The 24,287-nt window shown below is 62.6% G+C and carries 20 protein-coding genes, 1 tRNA gene and 1 pseudogene; 16 read left to right on the forward strand and 6 right to left on the reverse strand.

Going from position 1 to position 24,287, the window contains the following annotated elements:
• The first annotated feature begins 61 nt into the window (after positions 1-61).
• The 8 genes from ABV518_RS03940 to pyk all read left to right on the forward strand — a co-directional run bounded on the left by ABV518_RS03940 (position 62) and on the right by pyk (position 12,436).
• Entirely contained in the window at positions 62-349 is a 288-nt protein-coding gene (locus ABV518_RS03940; RefSeq protein ID WP_066285586.1) for an HGxxPAAW family protein, read from the forward strand.
• Entirely contained in the window at positions 349-1,170 is an 822-nt protein-coding gene (gene trpC, locus ABV518_RS03945; RefSeq protein ID WP_367765498.1) for an indole-3-glycerol phosphate synthase TrpC, read from the forward strand. The genes ABV518_RS03940 and trpC overlap by 1 nt, the downstream gene beginning before the upstream one ends.
• Positions 1,171-1,267: 97 nt before the next feature.
• On the forward strand, positions 1,268-2,590 hold the full coding sequence (gene trpB, locus ABV518_RS03950; protein ID WP_367765499.1) for a tryptophan synthase subunit beta: 1,323 nt from the start codon (positions 1,268-1,270) through the stop codon (positions 2,588-2,590).
• Entirely contained in the window at positions 2,587-3,399 is an 813-nt protein-coding gene (gene trpA / locus ABV518_RS03955) for a tryptophan synthase subunit alpha (protein WP_310164526.1), read from the forward strand. Before trpB ends, trpA begins: the two co-directional genes overlap by 4 nt.
• A gap of 5 nt (positions 3,400-3,404) precedes the next feature.
• Positions 3,405-4,547, forward strand: a complete 1,143-nt coding sequence (gene lgt, locus ABV518_RS03960; protein ID WP_367765500.1) for a prolipoprotein diacylglyceryl transferase — start codon at positions 3,405-3,407, stop codon at positions 4,545-4,547.
• A gap of 262 nt (positions 4,548-4,809) precedes the next feature.
• A complete protein-coding gene (gltB, locus tag ABV518_RS03965) occupies positions 4,810-9,423 on the forward strand; it encodes a glutamate synthase large subunit (protein ID WP_367765502.1) in 4,614 nt (1,537 codons plus the stop codon).
• Positions 9,416-10,873, forward strand: coding sequence for a glutamate synthase subunit beta (locus ABV518_RS03970; RefSeq protein WP_367765503.1), 1,458 nt, complete (start codon positions 9,416-9,418; stop codon positions 10,871-10,873). Before gltB ends, ABV518_RS03970 begins: the two co-directional genes overlap by 8 nt.
• A 72-nt stretch (positions 10,874-10,945) precedes the next feature.
• Positions 10,946-12,436, forward strand: coding sequence for a pyruvate kinase (gene pyk / locus ABV518_RS03975; protein WP_367765504.1), 1,491 nt, complete (start codon positions 10,946-10,948; stop codon positions 12,434-12,436).
• A 128-nt stretch (positions 12,437-12,564) separates the two neighbouring features.
• Here pyk and ABV518_RS03980 read toward each other — a convergent pair whose 3' ends face one another.
• Positions 12,565-13,170, reverse strand: coding sequence for an ANTAR domain-containing response regulator (locus tag ABV518_RS03980; protein WP_066285573.1), 606 nt, complete (start codon positions 13,168-13,170; stop codon positions 12,565-12,567).
• A gap of 204 nt (positions 13,171-13,374) precedes the next feature.
• Here ABV518_RS03980 and ABV518_RS03985 point away from each other — a divergent pair.
• Positions 13,375-13,456 (forward strand) — tRNA-Leu (locus tag ABV518_RS03985).
• An 87-nt stretch (positions 13,457-13,543) separates the two neighbouring features.
• A complete protein-coding gene (locus ABV518_RS03990) occupies positions 13,544-14,674 on the forward strand; it encodes a tyrosine-type recombinase/integrase (RefSeq protein WP_367765505.1) in 1,131 nt (376 codons plus the stop codon).
• Between the two features lie 325 nt (positions 14,675-14,999).
• Here the strand turns inward: ABV518_RS03990 and ABV518_RS03995 are convergent, their stop codons facing one another.
• A complete protein-coding gene (locus ABV518_RS03995) occupies positions 15,000-15,311 on the reverse strand; it encodes a winged helix-turn-helix domain-containing protein (RefSeq protein ID WP_367765506.1) in 312 nt (103 codons plus the stop codon).
• Between the two features lie 207 nt (positions 15,312-15,518).
• Here ABV518_RS03995 and ABV518_RS04000 point away from each other — a divergent pair, with 207 nt between their 5' ends.
• The gene (locus ABV518_RS04000; RefSeq protein WP_367765507.1) at positions 15,519-16,028 is read left to right on the forward strand and encodes a hypothetical protein; all 510 of its coding nucleotides are present in this window, start codon (positions 15,519-15,521) and stop codon (positions 16,026-16,028) included.
• Here the strand turns inward: ABV518_RS04000 and ABV518_RS04005 are convergent.
• Positions 15,982-16,305: an ArsR/SmtB family transcription factor gene (locus ABV518_RS04005; RefSeq protein ID WP_367765508.1), complete on the reverse strand. Its 324-nt coding sequence runs from the start codon at positions 16,303-16,305 to the stop codon at positions 15,982-15,984. The genes ABV518_RS04000 and ABV518_RS04005 overlap by 47 nt on opposite strands.
• 303 nt (positions 16,306-16,608) lie before the next feature.
• Here ABV518_RS04005 and ABV518_RS04010 point away from each other — a divergent pair, with 303 nt between their 5' ends.
• The 4 genes from ABV518_RS04010 (at position 16,609) to ABV518_RS04025 (ending at position 21,297) form a co-directional block, all read left to right on the forward strand.
• Positions 16,609-17,385 (forward strand): sigma factor, encoded by a 777-nt coding sequence (locus tag ABV518_RS04010; protein ID WP_367765744.1) that lies wholly within the window; start codon positions 16,609-16,611, stop codon positions 17,383-17,385.
• A gap of 112 nt (positions 17,386-17,497) precedes the next feature.
• Positions 17,498-18,142 (forward strand): hypothetical protein, encoded by a 645-nt coding sequence (locus ABV518_RS04015; RefSeq protein WP_367765509.1) that lies wholly within the window; start codon positions 17,498-17,500, stop codon positions 18,140-18,142.
• A 242-nt stretch (positions 18,143-18,384) separates the two neighbouring features.
• On the forward strand, positions 18,385-19,257 hold the full coding sequence (locus ABV518_RS04020) for a C40 family peptidase (protein ID WP_367765510.1): 873 nt from the start codon (positions 18,385-18,387) through the stop codon (positions 19,255-19,257).
• A 312-nt stretch (positions 19,258-19,569) separates the two neighbouring features.
• On the forward strand, positions 19,570-21,297 hold the full coding sequence (locus ABV518_RS04025) for an ATP-dependent endonuclease (RefSeq protein WP_367765511.1): 1,728 nt from the start codon (positions 19,570-19,572) through the stop codon (positions 21,295-21,297).
• 126 nt (positions 21,298-21,423) lie between these two features.
• On the opposite strand, the gene ABV518_RS04030 is transcribed toward ABV518_RS04025, so the two are convergent.
• From ABV518_RS04030 to ABV518_RS04040, 3 genes and pseudogenes are all read right to left on the reverse strand, one after another.
• On the reverse strand, positions 21,424-22,068 hold the full coding sequence (locus tag ABV518_RS04030) for a transposase (protein WP_367765512.1): 645 nt from the start codon (positions 22,066-22,068) through the stop codon (positions 21,424-21,426).
• Positions 22,032-22,145, reverse strand: a pseudogene (locus tag ABV518_RS04035) (hypothetical protein); the annotation flags it as partial. The pseudogene ABV518_RS04035 and the gene ABV518_RS04030, both read right to left, overlap by 37 nt.
• The gene (locus ABV518_RS04040) at positions 22,142-22,546 is read right to left on the reverse strand and encodes a helix-turn-helix domain-containing protein (RefSeq protein WP_367765513.1); all 405 of its coding nucleotides are present in this window, start codon (positions 22,544-22,546) and stop codon (positions 22,142-22,144) included. The pseudogene ABV518_RS04035 and the gene ABV518_RS04040, both read right to left, overlap by 4 nt.
• Positions 22,547-22,984: 438 nt before the next feature.
• Between ABV518_RS04040 and ABV518_RS04045 the strand changes: the two genes are divergently transcribed.
• Complete coding sequence (locus ABV518_RS04045; RefSeq protein ID WP_367765514.1) at positions 22,985-23,917, forward strand: ABC transporter substrate-binding protein; 933 nt, start codon at positions 22,985-22,987, stop codon at positions 23,915-23,917.
• The last annotated feature ends 370 nt before the right edge of the window (positions 23,918-24,287 follow it).

A 24,287-nucleotide genomic window follows, 5' to 3' on the forward strand; every position in this document is an offset into this window, starting at 1 on the left:
TAACCGGGTCCCGGCCAAAAAATGGCAGAATGTAAGCAGTATTGATCCTGAGGAGATTCACATGAGCAAAGCACCCGCGTCCGCGTCCAAGTCCGCCACGGAATCCGCTGTCCACCACGGCGTTGACCACAGCCAGGAACTCGGCCACGGCAACAGCCCGGCAGCCTGGACCTGCGTGATCGTGATGCTGGTCGGCGCGCTGGTCTGCTCCATCGCCTTTGTTATTGCCAACACCCCGATCTTCATCGCCGGTGCAGCCGTGATGGTCCTCGGCCTGATCCTGGGCTTCGTCATGCGCAAGGCAGGCTACGGCGTCGAAGGCAGCAAGCTGAAGAACTCCGGCCACTGATGGCGACTGTTCTCGATGACATCAATGCCGGTGTCAGGGAGGATATGGAGGCCAGGAAGCGCCTCGTTTCGCTTGCGGAACTGAAGGATCTGGCCGCTGCGGCTGCCCCGGCGCGTGACGCCTGGGCCGCCCTTGACGGCCCGGCGGCCCGGCGGGACCAGCTGAAGGTCATTGCCGAAATCAAGCGGCGGAGCCCCTCCAAGGGCGACCTCGCCACCATCGTGGACCCGGCCTCGCTCGCTGAGCAGTACGCCGACGGCGGTGCCGCCGTCATCAGCGTCCTCACCGAGCAGCGGCGCTTCAACGGCTCCCTCGCGGACCTGGATGCCGTCCGTGCCCGCGTGGACGTGCCGCTGCTGCGCAAGGACTTCACGCTTGACGAATACCAGATCTGGGAGGCCCGCGCCCACGGTGCGGACCTGATCCTGCTCATCGTCGCATCGCTGTCGGACGGCGAACTCCGGGATTTCAGCGCACTCAGCCGCGAACTTGGCATGAACGTGCTGGTGGAGACGCATACGGAAGAGGAAATCGAACGCGCGGTGGCGGCTGCGGCGCGCATCATCGGCGTGAACGTGCGCAACCTCAAGACGCTCGACGTCGACCGTTCCGTTTTCGCGTCCCTTGCCGGGATGATTCCCGCCGAAGCGCTGGTCATCGCCGAGTCCGGGGTGCGGGGCGTCGACGACGTCACGCACTACGCTGCCAGCGGCGCCAACGCCATCCTGGTGGGCGAGGCCCTGGTCAGCGACTCGACGCCGCGGGACCGGATCGCCGAATTTACCGCGGCAGGCGCCGCGGCCATCGCCGCACGCGCCTAGCCGCGCCGGCACCATCCCGTCACCGGTTGCCCAGGCAACCGCGGACGGGATGCCGCATGAACTCATTAGTGAAAAAGTGAACAGGATGGTGAGACTGATGGCCGAAGCGCCGACAGCCGGCTCTGACGAAGGCTCGGTGGATGCATTCCTGCAGGGCGGCTCCCTCAAGCACGCCCCGGGACCCTACTTCGGCTCCTACGGGGGACGGTGGATGCCCGAGTCACTGATCGCGGCCCTTGACGAGCTTGAGGACACATTCGAAAAGGCCAAAGCCGATCCCGATTTCATCGCGCAGATCGCCGAGCTGAACAAGAACTACTCGGGCCGGCCCTCCCTGCTGACCGAGGCCAAGCGCTTCGCCGAACACGCCGGGGGAGTGCGGATCTTCCTCAAGCGCGAAGACCTGAACCACACCGGATCGCACAAGATCAACAACGTCCTGGGCCAGGCCCTCCTGGCCAAGCGCATGGGCAAGACCCGTGTCATCGCCGAGACCGGCGCAGGCCAGCACGGCGTGGCCAGCGCCACGGCCGCAGCATTGCTGGGCCTGGAATGCGTTGTGTACATGGGCGCTGAAGACTGCCGCCGCCAGGCGCTGAACGTGGCCCGGATGGAACTCCTCGGCGCCACCGTGATCCCCGTAACCAACGGTTCACAGACCCTCAAGGACGCCATCAACGAGGCGCTCCGCGACTGGGTGGCCAACGTCGGCAACACCCACTACCTGCTGGGCACGGCCGCCGGCGCGCACCCGTTCCCGGCCATGGTCCGCTACTTCCACGAGGTCATCGGCGAGGAAGCCCGCGCCCAGATCATCGAGCAGGCGGGCCGTCTTCCTGACGCCGTCTGCGCGTGCATCGGCGGCGGCTCCAACGCCATCGGCATCTTCCACGGCTTCCTGGATGACCCCTCGGTGAAGATCTACGGCTTCGAGGCAGGCGGCGACGGCGTCGAAACCGGCCGGCACGCGGCCACCATCACGCTGGGGAAGCCCGGCGTGCTGCACGGCGCACGTTCCTACCTCATGCAGGACGACGACGGCCAGACGATCGAGTCCCACTCCATCTCCGCAGGCCTGGACTACCCGGGCGTCGGCCCGGAGCACTCCTACCTCGCCGACATTGGACGCGTCAGCTACGAGCCGATCACGGACAGCGAAGCCATGGAGGCGTTCCGGCTCCTGTGCCGCACCGAGGGCATCATTCCCGCCATCGAGTCCTCGCACGCCCTTGCCGGCGCCATCAAGGTGGGCCAGCGGCTGGCGGCAGAGGCCGGTGCCGCCGGGGCAGCAGAGAAGATCGTGATCGTGAACCTGTCCGGCCGCGGTGACAAGGACGTTGCCACCGCAGCAGAGTGGTTCGACCTGCTGGACAAGGATTCCGCAGAGGCCGCCATCGGCAAGGAAGGGGAGCAGCTGTGACCGGCGTTCAGAACATCAGCAGCACCAGCAAATCGGCAATCGCCATCGACAAGGCCCGCGCTGAGGGACGGTCGGCCCTGATCGGCTACCTGCCTGCCGGGTACCCCACCGTTGAGGACACCATCGCCGCGGGCATCGCCCTGGCGCGGAACGGCGCCGACCTGATCGAGATCGGCATCCCGTACTCGGACCCGGTCATGGACGGCCCGGTCATCCAGGCCGCCACCACCGAGGCGCTGGCCAACGGCTTCGCGGTCCGCCAGGTCTTCGACGTCGTTGCCGGCATCACCAGCCAGACCGACGCCGCCGTGCTGGTCATGACTTACTGGAACCCGGTGGTCCGGATGGGCGTGGACGAGTTCTCACGCCGCCTCGCCGAAGCCGGCGGGGCCGGCCTGATCACTCCCGACCTTATCCCCGACGAGGCCGCGGAATGGATGGAAGCGTCCGACAAGTACGGCCTGGACCGGGTGTTCCTGGTGGCGCCGTCGTCGTCCACGGAGCGCATGAAGCGCACGGTGGAGGCCAGCCGCGGCTTTGTGTACGCGGTCTCGATCATGGGCGTCACGGGCGCGCGGTCCTCCGTCAGCTCGGCTGCCGAGGGCGTCGTGGCTGCGGCCAAGGCGGCCGGCGCCGAACGCGTCTGCGTTGGCCTCGGGGTTTCGAACGCCGGGCAGGTGGCCGAGATTGCAGCCTATGCCGACGGCGTGATCGTGGGCACCGCCCTCGTGTCCGCCATCAGGGACGGCGGCGTGGACGCCGTCGCGAAGCTGACCAAAGACCTCAGCACCGGACTGACCAGGAAGTAGCCCCTATGCAGACCCTCCTCCACGCCGCGGCCATGGTGCCGGCGAGCATCCCGAGTCCGGACTGGTCCGGCTTCGACATCCCGCTGCCGTGGGGTTCGCTGCGCATCCATGCCTACGCCCTGTGCATCCTGGCGGGCATCATCGTGGGCCTGTGGCTCACGTCCGTCCGCTGGGCACGGCGTGGAGCGCCGGAGGGAAGCGTCTGGGACATCGTCATCTGGGCCATCCCGTTCGGCATCATCGGCGGACGCCTGTACCACGTGGTGTCCTCCCCGGATGCGTACTTCGGGCCCGGCTTCGACGGAACGGGGGACCTGTGGCTGATCCCGCAGATCCAGCGGGGCGGCCTGGGCATCTGGGGTGCCGTGGTGCTGGGTGTGGTTGGCGCCTGGATCGGCTGCCGCCGGTCGGGCGTGAAACTTACCGCCTTCCTTGACGCTGCCGCTCCCGGGCTGCTGCTGGCACAGGCCGTGGGCCGCTGGGGCAACTACTTCAACCAGGAACTCTTCGGCGGGCCCACCACCCTTCCGTGGGGCCTGCAGGTGGATGCGGATAACGCCAACTTCCCTGCCGGGTTGCCGGCGGACACGCTCTTCCACCCCACGTTCCTGTACGAGTCGCTGTGGAACATCGCCGGCGTGCTGATCCTGCTGGCCCTGGACCGGAGATTCCACTTCCGCCGCGGCCGCCTCTTCTGGGCCTACGCCATGTACTACACCCTGGGCCGGGTCTGGATCGAAGCCATGCGCATCGATGACGCGGAGCAGATCAACCTCTTCGGCATCACCGCACGGCTGAACGTCTGGACCAGCATCCTGGTATTCGTGGTGGCGCTGGTTGTCTTCATCCTCCTGGGAATGAAGGGCAAGCCGGACCCGGACAGTGTCTATCTGGGCGGCCGGGAACCCGCCGTCGAGGGGCCCGAAGACGGCGCCGAACCGGTCCGTGATACGGACTCTGTTGTCTCAGATAGTGAATCGCGTGATAATCTCCCTGATAACCAAAGCGGTTCCAGGCGCCCTTCCACCCCAACGGATGAGGAGCCGGAAACTTCGGCTGGCGGGCAGACCCTCACGGAATCGCCGGCAGCCGAAAGCTCCGGCGGCAAAGCCGCGGGGACCGCGCCGGAGGCTGGCAGTACCAAGTAGCCAGGCATTAAGCAGGGTCGCAGAGCCACCGCTCGCAGCGCCCAAACACCACAGCGTCGTGGCATCGGGCCAGCCCCGGACCAGCATAGAGCTGCTGGCCGGTCAAGCCCGGGTCGGGGGCCTGCGTAACTGTTAGTTCAGCAGGCCGTGCTGACCTACAATTTCCAGTAAGTAACACTTTGTTGTGCCCATCACAGAGGCGCTCTGAGTGGGGCCAACGGTGTCCCTTCCATACGCACGATCAGGAGGAAGGACGTCTCCCATGAGCCAAACTCTTCACACTCCCAGCTGGTCCGAACCGGACCAGCCTGAGGCTGCCATGTCGCCGTTCAAGCGCTTTGCGTCCCTGCCGGAGGCCCGCGGCCTGTACAACCCCGAGCAGGAGAAGGACGCCTGCGGCCTTGCGATCATCGCCACCCTCCGCGGTGAGCCCGGCTACGACATTGTCGACGCCGCCCTGACCGCCCTGCGCAACCTCGAGCACCGCGGTGCCGTGGGCGCCGACGAAGGCACCGGCGACGGCGCAGGCCTGCTCATGCAGATCCCCGACGAGTTCTTCCGTGCCGTCACCGAATTCGAACTTCCCGCGCCCGGCCAATACGTGGCCGGTACCGCCTTCCTGCCCGCCGAGCAGCGCGAAGCCGATGCCGCAAAGGCCGGCATCGAAGGCCTCGCCGCCGATGAAGGCCTGACCGTCCTGGGCTGGCGCGAGGTCCCCATCGTCGCTGACCTTGTCGGTGCCATGGCGCGCGCCTGCATGCCGTACTTCTCCCAGCCGTTCCTTGCCTCGGCCAGCGGCGAAGAGTTGGACCGCAACGAGCTGGATTCCCGCGCCTGGCGGATCCGCAAGCGTGCCCAGAACAAGTACGGTGTCTACTTCCCGTCGCTGTCCTCCCGGACCATCGTCTACAAGGGCATGCTCACCACCGCACAGCTCGAGCCGTTCTACCCGGACCTCTCGGACAAGCGCTTCAAGACCAAGCTGGCGATCGTCCACTCGCGCTTCTCCACCAACACGTTCCCGTCCTGGCCGCTGGCCCAGCCGTTCCGCACCATTGCCCACAACGGTGAGATCAACACCGTCAAGGGCAACCGGAACTGGATGCGCGCCCGCCAGTCCCAGCTGGCCAACCCGCTGCTGGGGGACTCGCCCGAAGAGCTGTACCCGATCTGTACTCCCGGCGCATCCGACTCCGCGTCCTTCGACGAGGTAGCCGAGCTGCTGTGGCTCTCCGGCCGCCCCATCACGCACTCGATCATGATGATGATCCCCGAGGCCTGGGAAAACCACGCCACCATGGATCCGGCACGGCGTGCGTTCTACGAGTACCACTCCCTGCTGATGGAACCGTGGGACGGTCCTGCTGCCGTGTCCTTCACCGACGGCAACCTCGTCGGCGCCACCCTGGACCGCAACGGCCTGCGCCCCGGACGCTACTGGATCACCGAGGACGGCCTCATCGTCTTCGCCTCCGAGGTAGGCGTGATCGACGTCGAGGCTTCCAAGATTGTCAAGAAGGGCCGCGTTTCCCCGGGCAAGATGTTCCTGGTGGACACCGACACCGGCCGCATCATCGACGACGAAGAGGTCAAGGCCGAGGTGGCCGCAGCCAACCCCTGGGCTGAGTGGGTCAAGGACAACCTGATCGACCTCAAGGATCTTCCCGAGCGCGAGCACGTGGTCCACACGGCAGCGTCGGTCAACATCCGCCAGCGGACCTTCGGATACACCACCGAAGAGCTGAAGATCCTGCTCGGCCCGATGGCCCGCACCGGCGCCGAGCCGCTGGGCGCCATGGGTTCGGACACCCCGGTGGCCGTGCTGTCCAAGCGCCCCCGCCTGCTGTTCGACTACTTTGTGCAGTCCTTCGCCCAGGTCACCAACCCGCCGCTGGACGCCATCCGCGAAGAGCTGGTCACGTCGCTGACGTGCGCCATCGGCCCGAACGGCAACCTCCTGGACACCAAGCAGGTCCGCCAGCCGCAGGTCATGCTGCCCTTCCCGGTGATCAACAACGACCAGCTCGCCAAGATCGCCAACATCGAAACGCCCGACGGCGACCGCATCGCCATGAAGGTCCGCGGCCTGTACCGCCCCGAGGGCGGCGAGAACGCGCTGCGTGCCCGGCTCACCGAGATCTGCGAACAGGTCTCCGGCGCGATCAACCGCGGCGTGCAGTATGTTGTGCTGTCCGACCGTGACTCGAACGCGCAGTGGGCCCCGATTCCTTCGCTGCTGCTGGTCAGCGCCGTGCACCACCACCTGCTGCGCAGCGCCAACCGCACCAAGACCGCCCTGGTGGTCGAGGCCGGCGACGTCCGCGAGACGCACCACGTGGCTGTCCTGATCGGCTACGGCGCGTCCGCCGTGAACCCGTACCTGGCCATGGAATCGGTGGAGCAGCTCATCACCGCAGGCGACGTTGTCGGGGTCACCCCGCAGGACGGCGTCTACAACCTCATCAAGGGCCTCGGCAAGGGTGTCCTGAAGATCATGTCCAAGATGGGCATCTCCACCGTCGCGTCGTACACCGGGGCGCAGACGTTCGAAGCACTGGGCCTCGGACAGGAACTGGTGGACGAATTCTTCGCCGGCACGCACTCGCAGCTGGGTGGCGTGGGCCTTGACGTCATCGCCGCGGAGGTTTCCGCGCGGCACCAGATGGCCTACCCCGAAGGCGGCATCGAGCAGCCGCACCGCCCGCTGCTGGGCGGCGGCGAGTACCAGTGGCGCCGCGACGGCGAGCCGCACCTGTTCAACCCTGAGACCGTCTTCCGGCTGCAGCACGCCACGCGTGAGCGCCGGTATGACATCTTCAAGTCCTACACACGCGGTGTCGATGACCAGTCCGAGAACCTGATGACCCTGCGCGGGCTTCTCAAGTTCAAGAACGACCGTCCCGCTGTTCCGCTCGAAGAGGTCGAGCCCGTCTCCAGCATCGTCAAGCGCTTCTCCACCGGCGCCATGAGCTACGGGTCGATCTCCAAGGAAGCCCACGAGACGCTCGCGATCGCCATGAACCAGCTGGGCGGCAAGTCCAACACCGGTGAAGGCGGCGAGGACGTTGACCGTCTGCTGGACCCGAAGCGCCGCTCTGCCGTCAAGCAGATCGCCTCGGGCCGGTTTGGCGTGACCAGCCTGTACCTGAGCAACGCGGACGATATCCAGATCAAGATGGCGCAGGGTGCCAAGCCCGGCGAAGGCGGCCAGCTGATGGCGCAGAAGGTCTACCCCTGGGTTGCCCGGACACGCCACTCGACCCCCGGCGTCGGACTCATCTCCCCGCCCCCGCACCACGACATCTACTCCATCGAGGACCTCGCGCAGCTCATCTACGATGCGAAGCGCGCCAACCCCTCGGCACGCGTGCACGTCAAGCTCGTCTCCGAAGTGGGGATCGGCACGGTTGCCGCCGGTGTCACCAAAGCCAAGGCCGACGTCGTACTCGTCTCAGGCCATGACGGCGGCACGGGTGCCTCCCCGCTGAACTCGCTGAAGCATGCCGGTGTGCCCTGGGAGCTGGGGCTCGCGGAGACCCAGCAGACCCTGATGCTCAACGGCCTGCGCGACCGCGTGGTGGTGCAGGTGGACGGCCAGCTCAAGACCGGCCGCGACGTTGTCATTGCTGCGCTGCTCGGTGGCGAAGAGTTTGGTTTCGCCACGGCACCGCTGGTGGTGGAAGGCTGCATCATGATGCGCGTCTGCCACCTGGATACCTGCCCCGTAGGTGTTGCCACGCAGAACCCCGAACTGCGGGCCCGCTTCACGGGCAAGCCCGAGTTCGTGGTCAACTTCTTCGAATTCCTGGCCGAGGAAGTCCGCGAGATCCTCGCGGAGCTCGGTTTCCGGAGCATCGAGGAAGCGATCGGCCACGCCGAGGTGCTGGACGCCCGTGAAGCGATCAACCACTGGAAGGCCGACGGCCTGGACCTGGACCCGATCCTGCACGGACTCGAGTTCGACGACGACGCGCCGCTGCGGAACTTGACCTCGCAGAACCATGAGCTGGACAAGCACTTCGACCAGCGCCTGATCACGATGGCCACCGAGGCGCTGACTGACCGCAGCCCGGTGAAGATCGCCGTGGACGTTATCAACACCGACCGCTCGGTGGGCACGATGCTGGGCCACGTGGTGACCAAGACGTTCAGCACCGACCTGCTGGCCACCGACACGATCGACATCACGCTGACCGGTACCGCGGGACAGTCGCTGGGCGCCTTCCTGCCCGCCGGCATCACGCTGCGCCTGTTCGGCGACTCGAACGACTACGTGGGCAAGGGCCTTTCCGGTGGACGGATCATCGTCCGGCCGGACCGCACCAACGTATTCAAGGCGGAAAGCAACGTGATCGCCGGCAACGTGATCGGCTACGGCGCCACCAGTGGTGAAATGTTCCTGCGCGGCCAGGTGGGCGAACGCTTCCTGGTCCGTAACTCCGGCGCCACCGCCGTTGTTGAAGGCATCGGTGACCACGGCTGCGAGTACATGACCGGCGGGCAGACGCTGATCATCGGCCGCACCGGACGGAACTTCGGCGCCGGCATGTCCGGCGGCACCGCCTACGTGCTGGACCTGCAGACCACCCGCGTGAACAAGGATGCCCTGCAGTCCGGCGAACTCCAGCTTCGCGAGCTTGACGCCGAGGACCGTGACATCGTCCACGGCCTGCTGGTCAAGCATGTCGAGGAGACGGAGTCGCTCCACGCCCAGCGGCTGCTTGAGAACTTCGACGACACCGCTGCCCGCATTACCAAAGTCTTGCCGCGCGACTACGCGGCAGTCCTGCAAACCCGTCTCGACGCCATCGAAGAGGGCCTTGACCCTGACGGCGAAGAAGTATGGTCTCGAATCCTGGAGGTGACCGGTGGCTGATCCACGCGGATTTCTGAAAGTACGCCAGCGTGAAACCCAGCCGCGCCGTCCCGTTCCGGTTCGCATCATGGACTGGAAGGAAGTCTATGAGGCCCAGGAAAAGGGTGTCCTGAAGGCACAGGCCGGCCGCTGCATGGACTGCGGCGTCCCGTTCTGCCACCAGGGCTGCCCGCTGGGCAACCTGATTCCGGAGTGGAACGACCTCACCTGGCGGGACAAGGGCGAAGAAGCGATTGAGCGGCTCCACGCCACCAACAACTTCCCCGAGTGGACCGGCCGGCTCTGCCCGGCGCCGTGCGAAGCGTCCTGCGTGCTGGGGATTAACCAGCCCGCGGTGACCATCAAACAGGTTGAAGTCTCCATCATCGACGAAGCGTTCGAAAACGGCTGGGTCAACCCGCTGCCCCCGACGCGCCTGACCGGAAAGACCGTTGCCGTCGTCGGCTCCGGACCTGCCGGCCTGGCCGTTGCCCAGCAGCTGACCCGCGTGGGACACACCGTCGCGGTCTACGAGCGTGACGACAAGATCGGCGGGCTCCTCCGGTACGGCATTCCCGACTTCAAGATGGAGAAGGAACAGGTGGACCGCCGCATCGAGCAGATGAAGGCCGAAGGCACCCGCTTCCGCACCGGCGTCGCCGTCGGCTCCGACGTGACGTGGGAGCAGCTTCGCCGCCGCTATGACGCCGTCGTGATTGCCACCGGCGCCACCGTCCCGCGGAACCTGCCCATCCCGGGCCGCGACCTTGAGGGCGTGCACTACGCCATGGACTACCTCGTACCGGCGAACCGCGTAGTGGCGGGAGAGACCGTCGAGAACCAGATCCACGCCAAGGGCAAGCATGTGGTGATCCTAGGCGGCGGCGACACCGGTGCTGACTGCCTCGGCACCGCGCACCGCCATGGCGCAGCGTCGGTGACCACCCTGGCCATCGGCAAGCAGCCGCCGTCGGAACGCGCCGGGCACCAGCCCTGGCCGACGTTCCCCACGCTGTTCGAGATGGCCAGCGCGCACGAGGAAGGCGGCGAACGCACGTACCTCGCTTCCACCGTGGAGTTTGTGGGCGAAAACGGCAAGCTCACCGGCGTGAAGGTTGCCGAAACTGAATTCGTCGACGGTAAGCGGCTCCCCAAGGCCGGTACCGAGCGGATCATCCCGGCGGACCTAGTGTTCCTGTCCCTGGGCTTCACCGGCGCCGAGCCGGCAGGAATCAGCGAGCAGGTCAGCGCTGAATTCGACGGTCGCGGAAACGTGTCCCGCGACGGTTACTACATGACCAACACCGAGGGCATCTTCGTGGCCGGAGACGCCGGCCGTGGGCAGTCGCTCATTGTGTGGGCCATCGCCGAAGGCCGGGCATGTGCCGCCGCCGTGGACAAGTTCCTTATGGGCAGCACCATCCTGCCTGCCCCGGTGGCTCCGACGGACCGGGCGATGGCGGTTCTCTGACGCCCGGGCAGTTCGCCGCGGGTTCACCTCCGCAACAACTTAATCAATGCAGCAAACTACTAGGGTAGGTATATGAGACGCGCAAAAATTGTGGCCACCTTCGGCCCGGCCATCGCCAGCTACGAGAACACCCTTGCGGTACTCGAGGCCGGCGTTGACGTTGCCCGGATGAACATGAGCCACGGCGATTACTCCGTGCATGACAACACCTATGAGAACGTCCGCAAGGCAGCGGCCGACCTGAGCAAGCCGGTGGCCATCATGGCCGACCTGCAGGGTCCGAAGATCCGCCTGGGCCGCTTTGTGGACGGCCCGCACGAACTGGTCGAGGGTGACATCTTCACGATCACCACCGAAGATGTTCCGGGCACCAAGGAAATCTGCTCCACGACGCTGAAGAGCCTCACCGAAGACGTCAACGTGGGCGATGCCCTGCTGATCGACGACGGCAAGGTGGCGCTGCGTGCCATCGAGGTTGACGACGTCAAGGTTGTCGCCACCGTGACCGTCGGCGGCATGGTGTCCAACAACAAGGGCATCAACCTGCCCGGAGTTGCCGTCAACGTTCCTGCGCTGAGCGAAAAGGACGAGGACGATCTGCGCTGGGCCATGCGCCGCGGTGTTGACCTGGTTGCTCTTTCGTTCGTCCGCGACGCGTCCGACATCGTCCGCGTGCACGAGATCATGGACGAAGAAGGCCGCCGCGTGCCGGTCATCGCCAAGATCGAAAAGCCGCAGGCAGTGGAGCAGCTCCACGAGATCATCGACGCGTTCGACGCGATCATGGTGGCCCGTGGCGACCTCGGCGTTGAGCTTCCCCTCGAGGAAGTGCCGATCGTTCAGAAGCGCGCCATCGAACTGGCACGCCGCTGGGCCAAGCCGGTCATCGTGGCCACCCAGGTCCTCGAATCCATGATCGACAACCCGCGCCCCACCCGCGCGGAGGCCTCTGACTGCGCCAATGCGGTTCTTGACGGTGCAGACGCCGTGATGCTCTCCGGCGAGACCAGCGTGGGCAAGTACCCGATCGAAACCGTCAAGGTCATGGCCCGGATCATCGAATCCACCGAGGTCCACGGCCTGGAGCGCGTCCCGCCGCTGGGGACCAAGCCCAAGACCCGTGGCGGCGCCATCACCCGCGCCGCCGTCGAAATCGCCGACCAGCTGGAAGCAAAGTACATCTGTACCTTCACCCAGTCCGGTGATTCCGCACGCCGCCTGTCCCGCCTGCGCCCCATCAAGCCGGTCTTCGCGTTCACCCCGGTGGAGCACGTGTGGAACCAGCTGGCGCTGACCTGGGGCATCCAGCCCGTGCTGGTCCCGATGGTGGGCCACACTGACGAGATGACCGCCCAGGTTGACCGCAGCCTTCTGGAAATGGAACTGGTGCAGGACGGCGACCTCGTGGTCATCGCTGCCGGTTCCCCTCCCGGAAAGGCCGGTTCCACGAACTCGCTGAAGGTCCACAAGGTGGGCGACCTCGCCGACACCACTGGTCTGGGCGAGGCATCCGGGAACAAGGAAAAGCTCGGCCCGTGGCCGGAAAAGAAGAAGAAGTCCTAGGCTTCCATAGCTAGAACAAAAGGGAGGGTCCCCGCCGGCTGGCGCGGGTCCTCCCTTTTGCGTTTTTCTACTGGTTAAGGAAGAGGACCCCTGCCGGTTGGCAGGGGTCCTTTTCTTGTGTCCGGGTGCTAGTTGACCTGGTTGATGATCGTCTCGGCGACCTCGCGCATGCTCAAGCGGCGGTCCATGGAGGTTTTCTGGATCCAGCGGAAGGCTTCGGGTTCGGTGAGGCCCATCTTGGTGGTCAGCAGGCTCTTGGCGCGCTCTACGAGCTTGCGGGTGGCGAACTGCTCCTGGAGGTCGGAAACCTCGCTTTCGAGGGCCTTGATTTCCTCGTGGCGGGACAGTGCGATCTCCAGTGCCGGGATGAGGTCCGCGGGGGTGAAGGGCTTGACCACGTAGGCCATGGCGCCGGCGTCGCGGGCCCGCTCCACGAGTTCCTTCTGGCTGAAGGCGGTCAGCAGCACCACGGGGGCGATGCGGGCCTTGACGATCTTCTCGGCGGCGGAGATGCCGTCCATGACGGGCATCTTCACGTCCATCAGGACGAGGTCAGGCTTGAGTTCCTCGGCGAGCTGCACGGCCTTCTCGCCGTTGTCTGCTTCACCGACAACCTCGTATCCTTCGCCGCGGAGGATTTCGATGATGTCGAGGCGGATGAGGGTTTCATCTTCAGCCACAATGACGCGGCGCGCCGGCTGGGACGTGGGGTTTGACTCCGTCTGTTCAGTCACGGGATCTCCTTGAAAAGGTACGGCGGGAACATCACTATCTTAGGTGCGCCCGCGGCTGTACTTTGATCTGCATGGTCGTTTGCGGCGTCAACGGCGCGATTCTGGAATTCAGCCTATCTGCATGTAGAGTAATTCCGCGTACGTGAAGCGATCGCGTTGCTCACAATCAGCTGTGGGCGTACCCTGTTGCTCCATGTATTCCGCGCCCGAGTGGCGGAATTGGCAGACGCGCCGCACTCAAAATGCGGTATCGAAAGGTGTGTGGGTTCGAGTCCCACCTCGGGCACAGTGTTTCCGCAGGTCAGGGGCCTGTTTCGTCTTTGGGTGTTGACAAAACCGCCCAAAGTGTTGACAGCGGCGTACCGTTTTTTGTGTGGCCAGCATTCGGAAACGCACCAAAAAGGACGGCACATCGTCCTACATGGTGTTGTGGCGGGACCCGAAGAGCCGCGAGCAGCAGGGCATAACCGTTGCCACGGAATATGAAGCTGAGACCCTAAAGCGCCTACTGGACGCTAATGGCCAGTCCTTCGAAGTCGCACAATCCGCCCTTCTGTCCAACGAGGCCCGCGTTCCCACCGTGGCGGAAGTCGTGCAGGAACACATCGACCTCTTGATCCGGCCGTCCAGTGGAACCACCAGGACGTATCAAGTGATGCTGAATCTGCACATACGGAACATCATTGGCCACATCCCCGTCGACAAACTCGACTATCGCCACCTCAACCACTGGGCCAAGGCGATGATGGCCAAGGGCAAAGCGCCTAAGACGATCCACAACGTTCACGGCCTCATCTCCGCTGCGATGAACACAGCAGAACAGCTTGGGTACATCACCCGCAATCCGTGTCGCGGCGTGCAGTTGCCGCGCATAGACAAGGCTGAAGATGAAGCCATGTTCCTTACTCATGCCGAATTCAACATGGTCCTTGAAGTGATGGGGGAGCGGTACAAGACGTTCACCAACTTCCTTGTCATGACGGGAACCAGGTTTGGCGAGGCAACAGCGCTGAAGGTGGCGGATGTCGACCTGCTCTCGAAGCCGCCTATTGTTCGCGTCAACAAGGCCTGGAAACGGGACGGACAGTCCAAGTACTACATCGGAACAACCAAGACCGGGGCGGGGAAGCGCACCATCGGCCTGAACCCTGCCCTGGTTGATCTGCTCGTTCCGCTTGTCGCCAGCCGGCCCAGTGATGACCTTCTGTTCACGACGCCGAAGGGGGAGCGGATAGTGCACAAGTTGTTCTGGCACCACTACTGGGTTCCAGCAGTCCAAGCTGCCCAATCGCACGGCTTGACGAAGTCACCACGAATTCACGACCTGCGTCATACACATGCCTCATGGTTGATCCAGGATGGCGTGCCCCTGTTCACCATTTCGCGGCGTCTAGGCCACGCTTCAACGCGGACTACAGAGCAGGTCTACGGCCACCTGATGCCAGAGGCACTGCAGGCCGGCGCGGATGCCACTGAGCGCTCGATCAGTGGATTTGCTCGCTGAGGGCTGCCGTTCAGGGCTGCACATAGCGTACGGGCGCCAACCTCCGCTTCGCCCTCGTTCCAATTTGGCGCTGTTGCGTCGAAGGGACTTCGTGCGCAGGGACCTCCCGCAACTTGGCGATTTCGACGATGTGCTCGGACGTGAAAATGATCTTTCCTTTGCCCCAACATGCGTGCGGGAACTTTCCGCTAGTGGCACCCTCGCGCAGCCAGGCCTCAGTGCAACGCATGAGGGCCGCGGCCTCTGCCGGTTCGAAGAACTCCAGATCCATTAGAACTCCAAAAGTGCGCTGCCATTTTGAAGTTCATGTACTGAATCACGGAATCTACATGATCGTTAGTGGCGGCCCCGGCGTCGCCCTATTCCCTTGAAGCAATGGAGCCGGCGGCATGCCCCCGCCTAGATAGACGATTCCGATTGCTTCCACTTCGCTGCGCACTTTTTCGGGACTGGCACGAAACCGCCCGGCAGGGACGCGGTCGATAAGTCCCACGGATGTCAACACGTTGAGGTGGCGCCGGGTGGTCGAGAGTGAGAGCCGGAGCTTCAAGCTCAACTCATGACACGTGGAAGGGCCTTCCAGAAGAAGGACTCGGAGGATCCGGGTTCGTGTTCTGTTCAGCAGGACAATAGACATGGAGGCCACAACCCGGCATATCGGCGAAATGAAGGTAGCTGTAGACGGGTCTACAGCAGCAGGGTACGCCTCCGACAAGTTCCTGAAAAGGACCAGACGCCCCCTAATTCTGAGGACGCCGCATCTTGAGGGAAAACTGAGCCCACAAGGTGCCGATCAGGAAAGATAAGTCCTAGGCTGTCCTCAGGGGAGAGGAGGGATGGGCAAATGGCAGCTGACGAGGTGAAACTCGGAGGTGATTCACCGTCACCACAGGCCGAACTTGCCCGCCGACTTAATCTCCTGCTCGACATCGCCGTTGCAGAACGGGGGAAGCCGGTCACCTTCCGCGAGGTCCAGGAGCAGCTTGCTTCCAAGGGCGTGAAGCTGTCACGGGCCCGCTGGTTCTATATGAAGGATGGGACTGGACGGCTGGTCAGCGATCCGGAACTCTTGACGGCGCTCTGCGAAATATTCAACGTGGATCCGTCGTACCTGCTTCCTGGCAGTGATGCGGCGTTGCCAGAGCGAATTGACTCCCAGCTCGAGTTCGTAAAATCCTTACGTGCAGCTCGTGTAAAGTCCTTCGCCGCACGGACTCTTGGGGATGTTTCTCCCGAAACGCTGCGTCTAATCTCTGAATACCTCAACAAGGACATCGATCTTCACCCGCGTGGCGAGCAGGCAGCTGCTACTGCTCCAGAAGATACCGAAGATGGGCATCCAGAAGCTCCTTGATCCGGGGTGCGTTCGCTGAGTAGCGGGGCGAGCGGCCGTGCCGACGTCCGGGCTCCACATCAACCGTAATGGCGCCGGCCTCCTCAAGTGCCAGGAGATGTTTTGCCACGCTGGGCTCCCCGGCGCTTACAGATAGCACAATGTCTCCGCGGGTTGCTGGGCCGTGGGCTGTCAGGTACCGGAGGATTTCGTTACGCGACCTATTGCCGAACGTCTCCACCGCTGCCTCGACATCAGGCGACCACGCGTCGTCGTGCGGTTTAGTAAGCCGTGGCATGGCACCATTCTTGTCGATCGTGAGGCAAAAAGTAAGAACAGGACTCTTGACGATACTTTAAGTATCTTTGACAATAGTTTCTATAGCCTTTCGTGGTCGTGATCGGCCCAGATGCCATCACGCGAAGGACGCCCCATTGGCGGCGTCGGAAGTAATGGAACTCTGTCAAAGCCGGTGAAGACCGTGAGTGCAGAACAATGGGCCATCGATGCCCAGCAGAATGAACCAATGTCACCAGTCGTGGACATCTCCTTGCAACGGGCGCCGTCGCCCGAGGCAGCAGCAGTTCCGGTGGATCAAATCATGGTGGCTGTTGAGAGCGTACGCGGTTACGTGGTTTCCCATCTCGCCCGGATCGGTCGGGCCAGCGACATCGAGGACGTGATGCAGGACGTCCGCGTGGCTGTTTGGGACGGCGTCATGCGGGGTCGCTACCGTAAGCTCCCGGGTGTCCCGTTCGGTGCTTGGGTGCAGGGCGTTTGTTCAAACGTATGTTCCGCCCACATCCGTCGTGAGTTGAGCCGCGCCACATCACCCCTGTTATTGGACCCCGTGACTGGCGAAGGTGCGGTTCTCCTAAACGGATGGGCCAGGCTGTCCTTCTATGGTGACCGCGCCACGGAGAGGTTCATTGACCAGGAATGGGCACGGATGGTGCTCGCTCTCGTGAGGGAGAACGTCTCGAATGAAGTGTGGGACTTGGCTGTCGACAGTCTCACTGCGCCTCGACGCTACGGTCCGCCGTCGCCAACCGATAGGCGTCGATGGCACGCTGCATCCGTTGTCCGCCAAACCGCGAAGACAATCACTGCAGCTTTGGAGGTGGCGTCCGCATCTACCCGTGAGGAGGATGTCGGCACCGCTGCGGCCAACTGCCTTCCTGCGCCGGTACTGCGTCGAATAGCCTCAGTTCTCGTCCAACCCGGCGTAAGCGGTCCGGACAGAACCCGGGCAATTGCTCGCCTTGCCGCTGAGTTCGGTGTTTCGGAAAGGTACATTGCCGTGCAGATTGGCCCCGTGAGACAGCTGTACCGGGCAGCATGGCGAGTGCTGTGGGGTCAGCTAAGGCCAGCGGACTAGGGCATGGTCTGACGGGTTCACCATGGGCTTCTTGAGGAGGTGTGGCATGTTCCTTTTGCCGAGCTCTGGCTGGCGCGGGCGGCTTGGGCTACGGCGGCCGTGGGTGGTGGTTATGGCTGTTATCGGTCTGGTATTGGTTGTCGTCGTCCTGCTCTTCCCGTCACAGCCGTCGGTGCAGTCATACAAGCCGGATACCACGACAGAGGCTTCCCGCCCGCCACTGCCTTCCCCTTCCGCGTCCGTCGCATCACCTCATGACGACGGAGCGGCCGATCCCGTGACGGCTCCGAAGGGTGCAGACTACCGTGGGCTGGCATTGTTTGCCGCCCAAGAGATCTACACCTGGGACACTCGCTCGTCATCGTACTCGGAGGTGTACTCGAGACTTCGCGGCCTGTGGACGCTCCTGCCGGACGGATCGAATCCACTAACTGTGCTGGTCCAAGAATTCGAAGCAACAGGTATCACTGCCGGGACATTCACAACTCTGGCAGGGCAGGAGGCCTATCGCATCGGCACGGCGGAGTCTGTCGCCTGCGACGGCGAGTTGGCCAAGGTGCGCGACTATCCGGCACCCTGGCTCGGACTTCACGTTTGTACGGTGAAGGTGAACGTAGTTGATCGGACAGCACGAGGCGAGAACGCCTACATAGCCCCGGTGAGTGTCATGGTGAATTGCCCACCAGCACCAACCGCCCCCGACGACCGCTGCGCCATGGTTGGCTTCTATGCCACGCCGAGCAGGATCGTTTACTAATGCCGGCCCCGGTTGTCCTGGCCGGATTGCTAAGACGAAGAACCCTCCTCCGTGCGATATTCGCGGCTGTCTCAACGGTGGTTCTCGTGTGCGGGATGGTTGTCTGTGCCGGCGTAGCGCTGATGGCTGCAGCGACACCGGGTACAGCTTCCGCCTGCGCTCCCAATGAACCGACAGCGGCATCATCGGATGACGACGCCGCCGGGTTGAGAATCAGCTTTGAGGGTCAGGTCCCAAGTTGGTTGACGAACGCACAGTTGGCAGTCGCAAGGACCTACATCTCCGTCGGCCAAGAGATGGGGGTGCCCAGGGCTGGACAGGTTATCGCGATCATGATGTCGCTGCAGGAATCCGGTCTGCGGGTCTTGGCCAACACAAACGTCCCCGGCTCGCTCTCGTTCCCGCATGAGGGCGTGGGCCGGGACCACGACTCCCTCGGTACGGCTCAACAGCGACCAGCAGCCGGCTGGGGGACCGTCCAGCAGTTGATGGACCCGACCTACAATGCGCGCGCCTTCTATGGTGGTCCTAATGGTCCCAATCGCGGCAGCCCTCGAGGCCTCCTTGATATCCCGGGTTGGACTTCAAGGGAAAAGGGACAAGCTGCTCAGGCAGTCCAGGTTTCCGCCTTCCCCGAGCTGTACGCACGGTGGGAGCAGGACGCTGAAGCCATAGTCCGCGCGCTCGCAGGTACTTCGCCGCCATCCAAATGCGTAGAAGGTGAGCTCACAACCGGACTGCCAACGTCGGCCGACGGCTTGAGTCAGATCCGCTTGGAGATCTTGCGATTCACACGGCAAGGTCTGGGCGGGGCTTATGTTTGGGGTGGGACAGCCTTCAAGGCGTGGGATTGCTCGGGTTATGTGCAGTGGATCTATCGCCAGGCCGGTATTGAGTTGCCACGCGTGGAGCAGTGGCGGGTCGGTACTCGAATCAACAATCCGCAGCCGGGTGACTTGGTGGTTCAAAACCCGCAAGGCCCGGACAACTGGGGCCATGTGGGGATCTATGCGGGGGAGGGGATGATGTACAGCGCGCTCAACCCTTCAGCAGGGACTTTGTTACATCCAGTTGATTGGAACCCCGGCGCCGCGTACTTTGACCTGCTGCTCTAACGCATCAGGTGCAGGGCAATGCCATGGAGCCCAGATGAGGTCAAAATCGGCCGCGGCTTCATTCTATGAGTGCCTCGACCATTTCCCCGGGCAGCTGCCTGGTGGTGCGGTATCCGGGGAGAGGCCAGTTTGCGATCGAACTCCTCCTTCCGGTCATGTTGGGCTGTCCTCAGTTTGTCGTTTGGTCATTCCGAGCGGATCGACGAGATGACATTAAGAGACTTTGTTCTGCGGTTCTTAGGATAAAATTCGCCTCTTTCATGCTTGAATCGAGGAAAGATTTGCCAGATCCAGACCGGGGGACCCGCTGAAGTGAAGCTCAAAGCGCTGCGTGTTAGAAATTTTCGTACTGTCGGCTCGATCGATCAGACCCTTTCAATTGGCGAGGGAGGGACAACACTAGTTGGCCCTAATAACACAGGAAAGACGAATCTTTTGCACGCGGTCGAGCTTTTCTTCACGGGGCCCGAGAACAAATTCGGGTTCAGTAAGGCCCGGGATCTTTCGTTCGTCGCTGGATCGGGTAAGACAAGCCTGGTAGCAACTTTCGCAGGTGTGGACGAGGACGAGCATCCGGACAGGACTGTATTCGCAGCCTATGATCGCCTCACAGAGTTCGTGGACGTCAGGCCTCGTGACAGTGCAGAGTTCACGCTTTCCCTTGTCATGTCTCCGAGCGACAATCCGGTGTACCAGTTCTTTCCCAATGCCAAGAAGACCGGGTCACCTGCGGAACAAACCGCGTTCAGCAGGCTGCAGACCAAGTTGGTTTCCGACCTCCTCGGGCTGTTTTCTGTTCAATACGTGCCCGCTGCAAAAACGATGGATCAACTGAACACCGAGCTTCTGATGCCCTTCATGGTGAAGAAGGTGGCAGGAACGATTTCCCCGTATGTATCTGAGATAGAGGATTCGCTCGAGACAGTGGCCGCAACCATCAACGCTGCTCTAACGGAGGCTGGACTTTCCCATTTTGTGGCATCGTTTGGTTTTCCAAATGATTCTCTCGAAGGGCTCCTAACTGGTTTTGACTTCGCCTTGGGGGACCCGACGCGAACATCAATCCAACATAAGGGTCAGGGTGTGCAGTCTGTTGCTCTCCTTGCCAGTTTAATTTGGATCTCCGAACAACTGAGGTCTCAGGGCTCCAGCCCCATTTGGCTCTTGGAGGAACCGGAATCTTACCTGCACCCTGAGCTTTCCCGCTCGGCTCTTGACCTCGTCGACCAGCTCAGAAAAGAGTCGACAGTCCTGATCACAACTCATGCCTTAGCGTTTGTCCCGCAGAATGTTCACAGGATTAGCGGTGTGTCTCTCGTGGATGGTACGACCAGAATCGAGGCATTCCCCAACTACCGGGAGGCGACCGAGAACTTGAGTCAGGCCTTAGGAGTGGCTTTCAGCGATTACTTCAATCTGAGTGAAATCAACGTTCTCGTCGAGGGCCAGTCTGATAAAGATTTGATTCCGTGGGCTATGAAGACCATTGACTTAGTAGGGGAGAAAAAATGTCCCCTATTATTTTCAGCTGCATTTCTGGACTTCGGGGGAGTTAAGCACCTGTCTGGATTCCTCCGGGCTAATTACGGCTTCATCCGACGTGAGCGAGTTGCAGTGCCTGTCTTTGACGGCGATGAGGCAGGTATCAAAGAACGGCGGGAGCTGCAACAGTACTTTGGTCAAAAGCAGACACCCTTCCAGTCCAATCAGGACTACCTGTCAGTGCGTGATCGGTTCGCGATAGAAGGGCTTTTCCCGGATAGCTGGGTCCAGGATCTGCATCAAGAGCACTCAACCTGGTTCGATATTTTCTCGGAGGACTCCCAAGGCATGCTGGAACCGTACAGGGTGAAATCGGCCCACAAAGCTGCGGTTATCAGCGCTCTTTGTAAACGTGCAGAATTGGACGCGAGCCAGTCGTGGGCTGGTCCTTGGGTTAACTTCCTGACGGCGCTAGAAGGTGCACTAAGGTTCCATCAGCGGCGCCTGGAGCGGCTTAGGGACGAAGGCGTCTCACTCGAAACGGCGAGCGTCGGCTAGAAACAGGGAATCCAGAAACGCAGGTGGCTTTAAGAACTTCACGTTCTCCTGTAGCCGTTTGGTCCGTACGTGCCAGGATTAGTGGCTCTTCACGGTTCGTGGTGAATTTTCTGCCGCGATGGATGTTCATGCCGTTGTTTTGGCGGCACTGCGCAACAGGATACGTGTTTTGTAGTTCCGTGCGTTGGTGAATCCCCGGACTGTTCTTTTTATGTGCTTGATCTCGGTGTCGTTAGCTTCCACTTTCGCCGTTGTCGCGCCGGTGAAAATGAGGACTTCAATCTCTTTCCACCACCGACAGACGGTTCGCCAGAGCCGGTTCGTTTCCGGCTGAGCAGCGTGTTCGACCAGGGCCTGCAGTCGGTCTTTCGCCATGGCCGCGTCGGCGAGGGATCCGGTGGACAGCAGTGTACGGAGCTGCTCTTTGACCAGCCAGGGCGGCCTGCAGCTTCCCGGTGGCGTCGTCTGTGGCGAAGACGCTGTCGAGCCTGTTCCGTGACCAGTCCGAGAGTGTATCTCCGGCTCGAAGGAGTAGTCGGCGGTTGGCCCAGACTGGGTCGATGGAGCGTCCCCGCGGCCGTGGACCTGTTGGCTGAGGCGTTTCCGGACTTCGGTGAGAATGTCCTTGCCGAGCTTGACCAGTTGAAACGCGTCGACCGAGACCGCCGTGCGTGGCAGCACATCCGCAGGGCCTTGCGGAAGGCCGCTGACGGGTCGATCGCGACGACCAGCACGCCAAGATGCCACTGCAGCGGCCCGGCGAACAGCCATTCTCCGACTCCTTCGCTGTCGCGGCCGTCCACGATTCCGAGGACCTGGCCGGTGTCCAGATCAACGATGGTGGTCATCCACGTTCGTAGCGTTTCCAGGCCTTCGTGGCTGGGTCGCGGAAGAACCGGACAGACCGGTAGCGATGTTCATCAATGCCGAGCATCCGGGGTGCCAGGGCATCAACATCAGGCAGCGTCAGCGCCGCGGAATCCAGAGCCCGCTGGACCACCCACCATGAGACACCGAACGAGGAAGCCGTCTCCGCGGCGGCCCGTCCGGATTCAATGACGGCGGCCACGAGGGCGTCGCGGAGCCGTCGGGTGGACCGAGCCCGGCGCGGAACCTGGGCTGTTTCCTCAGCGAATGTCCTGCGCGGGCAGAGGTATTCGTCGCAGAAGAATCTCCGCTTGGCCCAGATCACTTCGACCGGGCCGGCGACGGGGATGTCACGCAGACGTTGGGGCCGGCGTGAATGCACCCGGGTGCTGATACTCCGCAGGACGGGCAGCTTGCCTCGGCGGTGGCTTCGACGTTGATCCGGCGCTGCCCGAACGTGAGGAACTCAATGTCGGTGACGCGATAGTCGGGCAGGTTGAAGATGGCGGTGGCAGCATCGGGGCGCGGGGAAAGGCTCGATCAAGGCGCGTAGCTCACTGTAAACAGTCAGCAGTCCGTGCCTGAAGTTGCTAGGTCTGGATCCAAGGAAATAAATAGAACTTCGGGCTCCAAACTGTTGACAGTCTGCAATTAAGGGGGTTGCATTGCTCTTGAATGCGGACGAGATACGGATCACAGCCCGCATGAAGCAACAAGTCTAGGACCAGCCTCGCATCATGCTGGCATGTCGATCGGAAGGTCCTGGAAGGACTGCCCATTCAGCGGATCGATTCAGCTGAACCATTCGAAGGGAAGCACCATGAAGACCATCAACAAAGTTCAGACTGCCGCAGCCGGCATCGCTGTCGTATTGGCCTTGAGCGCCTGCGGAGGCTCTGCCACTGGCGCTCCGGCATCTGAGGAAGCCAAGTCAAAGACGGCGAACACCGCCGACATCTCAGAGGGCGTTCAGCCGGACCAGGCCGCGGTGACGCTATTGCCGCAGTCTTTCAAGGACAAGGGCGAACTCACGGTGGCGATGGACCTGCACTACCCGCCGACGACTTTCCTGGCTGATGACAACACCACCCCCATTGGTTTGAACCCGGACGTCGCCCGCCTGGTGGCGAAGAAGCTGGGCCTGAAGCTGAAGTTCGAGAACACCTCTTTCGACACGATCATTCCGGGCATTGACGGCGGCCGCTACGACTTCACCGTGACCACCATGGCCCCTACGGAAGAGAGGTTGAAGGTGCTAGATATGGTTACTTACCTCAACAGCGGGGTATCGGTGGCGGTCGCCCATGGCAACCCGCTGAACATCAGCAACGATGACATGTGCGGCAAGAACATTGCGGTCACGAAAGGCTCGAATGCCCAGCTGAAGCACCTGCCGAACGTCTCGAAGTGGACCTGCGAGGAAAAGGGCAAGCCGGCCATCAACGGCATTACGCTTCCCAACGTCCAGGATGCCCTGACGCAGCTGGCCTCGAAGCGTGTTGACGGCGTCTTCTACGACACCCCGTCCCTTGTCTGGGCCAACGAGCAGCAGCCGAACGTCTTCACGATTCTGACTCCGCAGGTGGATACCCGCACGGACCACATCAACGCCATGGGCCTCAAGAAGGGCTCCGCACTGACGCCGGCCCTGCAGAAGGCCGTGCAGGCGGTTCTCGACAGCCCGGAATACAAGAAGTCGCTCGACACTTGGGGCATGGGCGGCGCCGCCATCACCACGGCCAACCTCAAATAATAGGGGCTGCCAAGCAGCAAGTAACTCTCGAAAGTATAGAACTCGGCAGGAGTGAGATGAGGTTCCGTAAAAGCTAGCCCAACAGCAGGTGAGGCTACGTTACCCAGTACTACGTTCATGAAATCCATCCTCCGTGGGCTGATGCCCACAATCCTCCTCACGCTTGTCAGCCTGGCCCTGGGAACTCTTCTGAGGCTTGGGCTGGCGAACGTGAGGGGCTCCGGCATCTAACCGATCGTGCTGTAACCGTACCTGTCCATCGTGATTCTGAGTGGTGCGATGGACTTGCGCAGCGTGATCACGCAAGCAATGCCCTCGATCAATCCGGCGACCGGCAACCCATCGGAGGAACCTCCGTGGGCGTAAATTG

The organism is Arthrobacter sp. HS15c (genome assembly GCF_040812005.1).
GTDB lineage: Bacteria > Actinomycetota > Actinomycetes > Actinomycetales > Micrococcaceae > Arthrobacter.

Excerpts from the sequence above, each read along its gene's own strand:
- ABV518_RS03940 (WP_066285586.1), top strand. The coding sequence starts at position 62 with ATGAGCAAAGCACCCGCGTCCGCGTCCAAGTCCGCCACGGAATCCGCT.
- trpC (WP_367765498.1), top strand. The coding sequence starts at position 349 with ATGGCGACTGTTCTCGATGACATCAATGCCGGTGTCAGGGAGGATATG.
- trpB (WP_367765499.1), top strand. The coding sequence starts at position 1,268 with ATGGCCGAAGCGCCGACAGCCGGCTCTGACGAAGGCTCGGTGGATGCA.
- lgt (WP_367765500.1), top strand. The coding sequence starts at position 3,405 with ATGCAGACCCTCCTCCACGCCGCGGCCATGGTGCCGGCGAGCATCCCG.
- gltB (WP_367765502.1), top strand. The coding sequence starts at position 4,810 with ATGAGCCAAACTCTTCACACTCCCAGCTGGTCCGAACCGGACCAGCCT.
- pyk (WP_367765504.1), top strand. The coding sequence starts at position 10,946 with ATGAGACGCGCAAAAATTGTGGCCACCTTCGGCCCGGCCATCGCCAGC.
- ABV518_RS03995 (WP_367765506.1), bottom strand. The coding sequence starts at position 15,311 with ATGTCTATTGTCCTGCTGAACAGAACACGAACCCGGATCCTCCGAGTC.
- ABV518_RS04000 (WP_367765507.1), top strand. The coding sequence starts at position 15,519 with ATGGCAGCTGACGAGGTGAAACTCGGAGGTGATTCACCGTCACCACAG.
- ABV518_RS04005 (WP_367765508.1), bottom strand. The coding sequence starts at position 16,305 with ATGCCACGGCTTACTAAACCGCACGACGACGCGTGGTCGCCTGATGTC.
- ABV518_RS04010 (WP_367765744.1), top strand. The coding sequence starts at position 16,609 with ATGGTGGCTGTTGAGAGCGTACGCGGTTACGTGGTTTCCCATCTCGCC.
- ABV518_RS04015 (WP_367765509.1), top strand. The coding sequence starts at position 17,498 with ATGGCTGTTATCGGTCTGGTATTGGTTGTCGTCGTCCTGCTCTTCCCG.
- ABV518_RS04030 (WP_367765512.1), bottom strand. The coding sequence starts at position 22,068 with ATGGCTGTTCGCCGGGCCGCTGCAGTGGCATCTTGGCGTGCTGGTCGT.
- ABV518_RS04045 (WP_367765514.1), top strand. The coding sequence starts at position 22,985 with ATGAAGACCATCAACAAAGTTCAGACTGCCGCAGCCGGCATCGCTGTC.